Origin of the sequence: Variovorax sp. 22077, assembly GCF_052044195.1 — a bacterium.
GTDB classification, from domain to species: Bacteria; Pseudomonadota; Gammaproteobacteria; order Burkholderiales; family Burkholderiaceae_C; genus Variovorax; species Variovorax atrisoli.
This window is the reverse complement of sequence record NZ_JBQEQC010000054.1, coordinates 1-5,992: the sequence shown is the minus strand read 5'-3', so window position 1 is coordinate 5,992 and position 5,992 is coordinate 1. Positions and strand designations below refer to the sequence as shown.

Annotated in this window: 1 protein-coding gene, 2 tRNA genes and 3 rRNA genes; all 6 read right to left on the bottom strand. The window is 50.9% G+C overall.

Features of this window, described 5'->3' with window-relative positions; translation table 11 throughout:
- Positions 1–166 precede the first annotated feature (166 nt).
- Positions 167–279 (bottom strand): 5S ribosomal RNA (gene rrf, locus ACTJLF_RS34335).
- 128 nt (positions 280–407) lie between these two features.
- Positions 408–3,278, bottom strand: a 23S ribosomal RNA gene (locus ACTJLF_RS34330).
- 314 nt (positions 3,279–3,592) lie between these two features.
- Positions 3,593–3,668, bottom strand: a tRNA-Ala gene (locus ACTJLF_RS34325).
- 30 nt (positions 3,669–3,698) lie between these two features.
- Positions 3,699–3,775 (bottom strand) — tRNA-Ile (locus tag ACTJLF_RS34320).
- Positions 3,776–3,863: 88 nt separating this feature from the next.
- Positions 3,864–5,398 (bottom strand): 16S ribosomal RNA (locus ACTJLF_RS34315).
- The 16S, 23S and 5S rRNA genes sit together here with 2 tRNA genes alongside, the layout of an rRNA operon.
- A gap of 131 nt (positions 5,399–5,529) precedes the next feature.
- On the bottom strand, positions 5,530–5,721 hold the full coding sequence (locus tag ACTJLF_RS34310; RefSeq protein ID WP_132756534.1) for a hypothetical protein: 192 nt from the start codon (positions 5,719–5,721) through the stop codon (positions 5,530–5,532).
- Between the last annotated feature and the right edge of the window lie 271 nt (positions 5,722–5,992).

The window sequence follows — 5,992 nt, the reverse complement described above, 5'->3', positions numbered from 1 at the left end:
TCAGCTAGCCCGAGATATGTTGGAGGAGTTGGTAGCTGCGGGAGGTGCCGAAGTGGAGGCGGAGGTTGTGCGTAACCGGTGATGCGCCTGTTCTTTTTCTTTTTTTGCTGCCCGTAAAAGCAAAAACCCCCGCTCGGTTTGAGCGGGGGTTTTTGGGGCTGTAAGAGCCTGACGATGACCTACTTTCACACGGGAACCCGCACTATCATCGGCGCTGAGTCGTTTCACTGTCCTGTTCGGGATGGGAAGGAGTGGGACCAACTCGCTATGGTCATCAGGCATAAAGGGTTGTCTGACTGATGGTGAGATCAGTCAAACGAATTCATAGAGTTTGGAATCAGCTTTTGGCGAATTGTTTTGAATGCGTCAACTTGGCATAACACCTTGATCTGACTGATCAAAGTTATAGGGTCAAGCCGCACGAGCAATTAGTATCAGTTAGCTTAACGCATTACTGCGCTTCCACACCTGACCTATCAACGTCCTGGTCTTGAACGACTCTTCAGGGGGCTCAAGGCCCCGGCAGATCTCATCTTGAAACGAGTTTCCCGCTTAGATGCTTTCAGCGGTTATCTCTTCCACACTTAGCTACTCGGCAATGCCACTGGCGTGACAACCGATACACCAGAGGTGTGTCCACTCCGGTCCTCTCGTACTAGGAGCAGGCTTCCTCAAATCTGCAGCGCCCACGGAAGATAGGGACCAAACTGTCTCACGACGTTTTAAACCCAGCTCACGTACCTCTTTAAATGGCGAACAGCCATACCCTTGGGACCGGCTACAGCCCCAGGATGAGATGAGCCGACATCGAGGTGCCAAACACCGCCGTCGATATGAACTCTTGGGCGGTATCAGCCTGTTATCCCCAGAGTACCTTTTATCCGTTGAGCGATGGCCCTTCCATACAGAACCACCGGATCACTATGTCCTGCTTTCGCATCTGCTCGACTTGTCAGTCTCGCAGTTAAGCACGCTTATGCCATTGCACTATCGTCACGATGTCCGACCGTAACTAGCGTACCTTCGAACTCCTCCGTTACGCTTTGGGAGGAGACCGCCCCAGTCAAACTGCCTACCATGCACTGTCCCCGATCCAGATAATGGACCTAGGTTAGAACCTCAAACACACCAGGGTGGTATTTCAACGTTGGCTCCACAAGATCTAGCGACCCTGCTTCAAAGCCTCCCACCTATCCTACACAGATCTGTTCAAAGTCCAATACAAAGCTACAGTAAAGGTTCATGGGGTCTTTCCGTCTTTCCGCGGGGAGATTGCATCATCACAAACATTTCAACTTCGCTGAGTCTCAGGAGGAGACAGTGTGGCCATCGTTACGCCATTCGTGCAGGTCGGAACTTACCCGACAAGGAATTTCGCTACCTTAGGACCGTTATAGTTACGGCCGCCGTTTACTGGGACTTCAATCAAGAGCTTGCACCCCATCATTTAATCTTCCAGCACCGGGCAGGCGTCACACCCTATACGTCCACTTTCGTGTTTGCAGAGTGCTGTGTTTTTAATAAACAGTCGCAGCCACCGATTTTTTGCAACCCGTTCATGCTCCGTTGTTCACTTCACACTAATAGGGCACACCTTCTTCCGAAGTTACGGTGTCAATTTGCCGAGTTCCTTCTCCTGAGTTCTCTCAAGCGCCTTAGAATACTCATCTCGCGCACCAGTGTCGGTTTGCGGTACGGTCGTTGTTAGCTGAAGCTTAGTGGCTTTTCCTGGAACCTCGTTCAATCACTTCACCAGCAAGCTGGCTCGATCGATGGCCTCGGTATATGTGCACCGGATTTGCCTAATGCACGCCTACTTCCATCTAAACCGGGATATCCAACACCCGGATGACCTATTAAGATCCGTCCCCACATCGCACTAACAATCGGTACAGGAATATTGACCTGTTTTCCATCAGCTACGCATCTCTGCCTCGCCTTAGGGGCCGACTCACTCTACGCCGATGAACGTTGCGTAGAAAACCTTGCGCTTACGGCGAGGGGGCTTTTCACCCCCTTTAACGCTACTCATGTCAGCATTCGCACTTCTGATACCTCCAGCACGCTTTACAACGCACCTTCACAGGCTTACAGAACGCTCTCCTACCACTTGCAATAAATTGCAAATCCGCAGCTTCGGTAACTGGCTTAGCCCCGTTACATCTTCCGCGCAGGACGACTCGATCAGTGAGCTATTACGCTTTCTTTAAATGATGGCTGCTTCTAAGCCAACATCCTGACTGTTTTAGCCTTCCCACTTCGTTTCCCACTTAGCCAATTTTAGGGACCTTAGCTGGCGGTCTGGGTTGTTTCCCTCTTGAGTCCGGACGTTAGCACCCGGTGCTCTGTCTCCCAAGCTGTACTCTTCGGTATTCGGAGTTTGCCTTGGTTTGGTAAGTCGCCATGACCCCCTAGCCAAAACAGTGCTCTACCCCCGAAGGTAATACTTGAGGCACTACCTAAATAGTTTTCGGAGAGAACCAGCTATTTCCAAGTTTGTTTAGCCTTTCACCCCTATCCACAGCTCATCCGCTAGTTTTGCAACACTAGTCGGTTCGGACCTCCAGTACCTGTTACGGCACCTTCATCCTGGCCATGGATAGATCACTTGGTTTCGGGTCTACACCCAGCGACTGATCGCCCTATTCGGACTCGATTTCTCTACGGCTTCCCTATTCGGTTAACCTTGCCACTGAATGTAAGTCGCTGACCCATTATACAAAAGGTACGCAGTCACCCTTGCGGGCTCCTACTTTTTGTAAGCACGCGGTTTCAGGATCTATTTCACTCCCCTCCCGGGGTTCTTTTCGCCTTTCCCTCACGGTACTAGTTCACTATCGGTCAATGATGAGTATTTAGCCTTGGAGGATGGTCCCCCCATATTCAGACAGGATTTCTCGTGTCCCGCCCTACTTGTCGTTAGCTCAGTACCACACAGGTCATTTCACGTACGGGGCTATCACCCGCTATGGCCAGCCTTTCCAAGCTGTTCCGTTATGTCTTGTGCTATCACTAACAGGCTTCTCCGATTTCGCTCGCCACTACTTTCGGAATCTCGGTTGATGTCTTTTCCTCGAGCTACTGAGATGTTTCAGTTCACCCGGTTCGCCTCGTTACCCTATGTATTCAGATAACGATACCTTTCGGTGGGTTTCCCCATTCGGAAATCTCCGGATCAAAGCTAATTTGCCAGCTCCCCGAAGCTTATCGCAGGCTATCACGTCCTTCGTCGCCTATCATTGCCAAGGCATCCACCACGTGCTCTTATTCACTTGACCCTATAACTTTGACGTTTCCTCACGGAAACCAAAGTCAATCAAGGAATTGCCAGGTCTTTCACCTGACGCGTTATGCCGTCTTCAAATCGATTTGATTCGAAATTGAAGTTTCTTTTGACGCAATCAAAAATTCTTGCCGCTGATGGCACGGTCCGTACTAAACCTTTACGAATGTACGGTTTCCATCAGCAGCGCTGATTCGACTCTATGAATTTTTAAAGAACAGCCGATTGATCAAGAGATCCTGATCAACAACAAAGAAGCCTCATGCCTTTGCACGAAGCCGCTTTGGTGTTGAGTAAGCATCGAGTTGGTGGTGGAGGATGACGGGATCGAACCGACGACCCCCTGCTTGCAAAGCAGGTGCTCTCCCAGCTGAGCTAATCCCCCTCAAACTCTCACACGAGATATCAGAAGATTTGGTGGGTCTAGTTGGGCTCGAACCAACGACCCCCGCCTTATCAAGACGGTGCTCTAACCAGCTGAGCTACAGACCCATTCGACAATCATCTTCAAATTGAAGACAACCGACTTCTTCCAACAACCGATAAGTGTGGGCGTTTAAATTAAATTGCCTGTTTCCAGAAAGGAGGTGATCCAGCCGCACCTTCCGATACGGCTACCTTGTTACGACTTCACCCCAGTCACGAACCCTGCCGTGGTAATCGCCCTCCTTGCGGTTAAGCTAACTACTTCTGGCAGAACCCGCTCCCATGGTGTGACGGGCGGTGTGTACAAGACCCGGGAACGTATTCACCGTGACATTCTGATCCACGATTACTAGCGATTCCGACTTCACGCAGTCGAGTTGCAGACTGCGATCCGGACTACGACTGGTTTTATGGGATTAGCTCCCCCTCGCGGGTTGGCAACCCTTTGTACCAGCCATTGTATGACGTGTGTAGCCCCACCTATAAGGGCCATGAGGACTTGACGTCATCCCCACCTTCCTCCGGTTTGTCACCGGCAGTCTCATTAGAGTGCCCAACTGAATGTAGCAACTAATGACAAGGGTTGCGCTCGTTGCGGGACTTAACCCAACATCTCACGACACGAGCTGACGACAGCCATGCAGCACCTGTGTTACGGTTCTCTTTCGAGCACTAAGCCATCTCTGGCAAATTCCGTACATGTCAAAGGTGGGTAAGGTTTTTCGCGTTGCATCGAATTAAACCACATCATCCACCGCTTGTGCGGGTCCCCGTCAATTCCTTTGAGTTTCAACCTTGCGGCCGTACTCCCCAGGCGGTCAACTTCACGCGTTAGCTTCGTTACTGAGTCAGTGAAGACCCAACAACCAGTTGACATCGTTTAGGGCGTGGACTACCAGGGTATCTAATCCTGTTTGCTCCCCACGCTTTCGTGCATGAGCGTCAGTACAGGCCCAGGGGATTGCCTTCGCCATCGGTGTTCCTCCGCATATCTACGCATTTCACTGCTACACGCGGAATTCCATCCCCCTCTGCCGTACTCCAGCGATGCAGTCACAGATGCAGTTCCCAGGTTGAGCCCGGGGATTTCACAACTGTCTTACATCACCGCCTGCGCACGCTTTACGCCCAGTAATTCCGATTAACGCTTGCACCCTACGTATTACCGCGGCTGCTGGCACGTAGTTAGCCGGTGCTTATTCTTACGGTACCGTCATTAGCCCTCTTTATTAGAAAGAGCCGTTTCGTTCCGTACAAAAGCAGTTTACAACCCGAAGGCCTTCATCCTGCACGCGGCATGGCTGGATCAGGCTTGCGCCCATTGTCCAAAATTCCCCACTGCTGCCTCCCGTAGGAGTCTGGGCCGTGTCTCAGTCCCAGTGTGGCTGGTCGTCCTCTCAGACCAGCTACAGATCGAAGGCTTGGTGAGCCTTTACCTCACCAACTACCTAATCTGCCATCGGCCGCTCCATTCGCGCAAGGTCTTGCGATCCCCTGCTTTCATCCGTAGATCGTATGCGGTATTAGCACAGCTTTCGCTGCGTTATCCCCCACGATTGGGCACGTTCCGATGTATTACTCACCCGTTCGCCACTCGCCGCCAGGATTGCTCCCGCGCTGCCGTTCGACTTGCATGTGTAAGGCATGCCGCCAGCGTTCAATCTGAGCCAGGATCAAACTCTATAGTTCGATCTTGATTTTTGCGCCCCATCTCGCGACGGGGCAAAACTCATAAAAACGGAATTGAAGTGAACTTCACTTCTATTCTCATGAGCGTTTTAAGTCTTGCGACTTGTTCCGAAGAACTTGTGCAATTACCCTCAAACGCCCACGCTTATCGGCTGTAATTTTTTAACGATCATCGAAGCAACTTGTCGTTTACTTCGTTTGCTTGCTGCGATCAGCGAAGCCTTGTAGTCTAGCACGATTTTTAAAGAATCGCCAAACTTTTTTCGCTTTCCATTTCTTCGTTTTTGCAGCTCACAACTTTCATTGTCAGCCGCCGAAGTCATTTCAGCGGAGCCTTGTAGTCTAGCACGATTTTTTCAAATCAACCAAACTATTTTGGCTTTTCGCATTTGCCAACCTCTTTTTTTGCAACCCGCAGTCTTCACCGCAAGCCGCCGAATCAGTCGTTTCAGCGAAGCCTTCGATTATGCACCGTTTTTTAAGAAGCGGTCAACTTTTTTCGAAGACTTTCTTCACCACACAACCAGCATCCCAGGACGCCAGCCGCTTCAACAACACAAGGCCGTCAGTAGCGAAGCCCTCGAGTATATGACA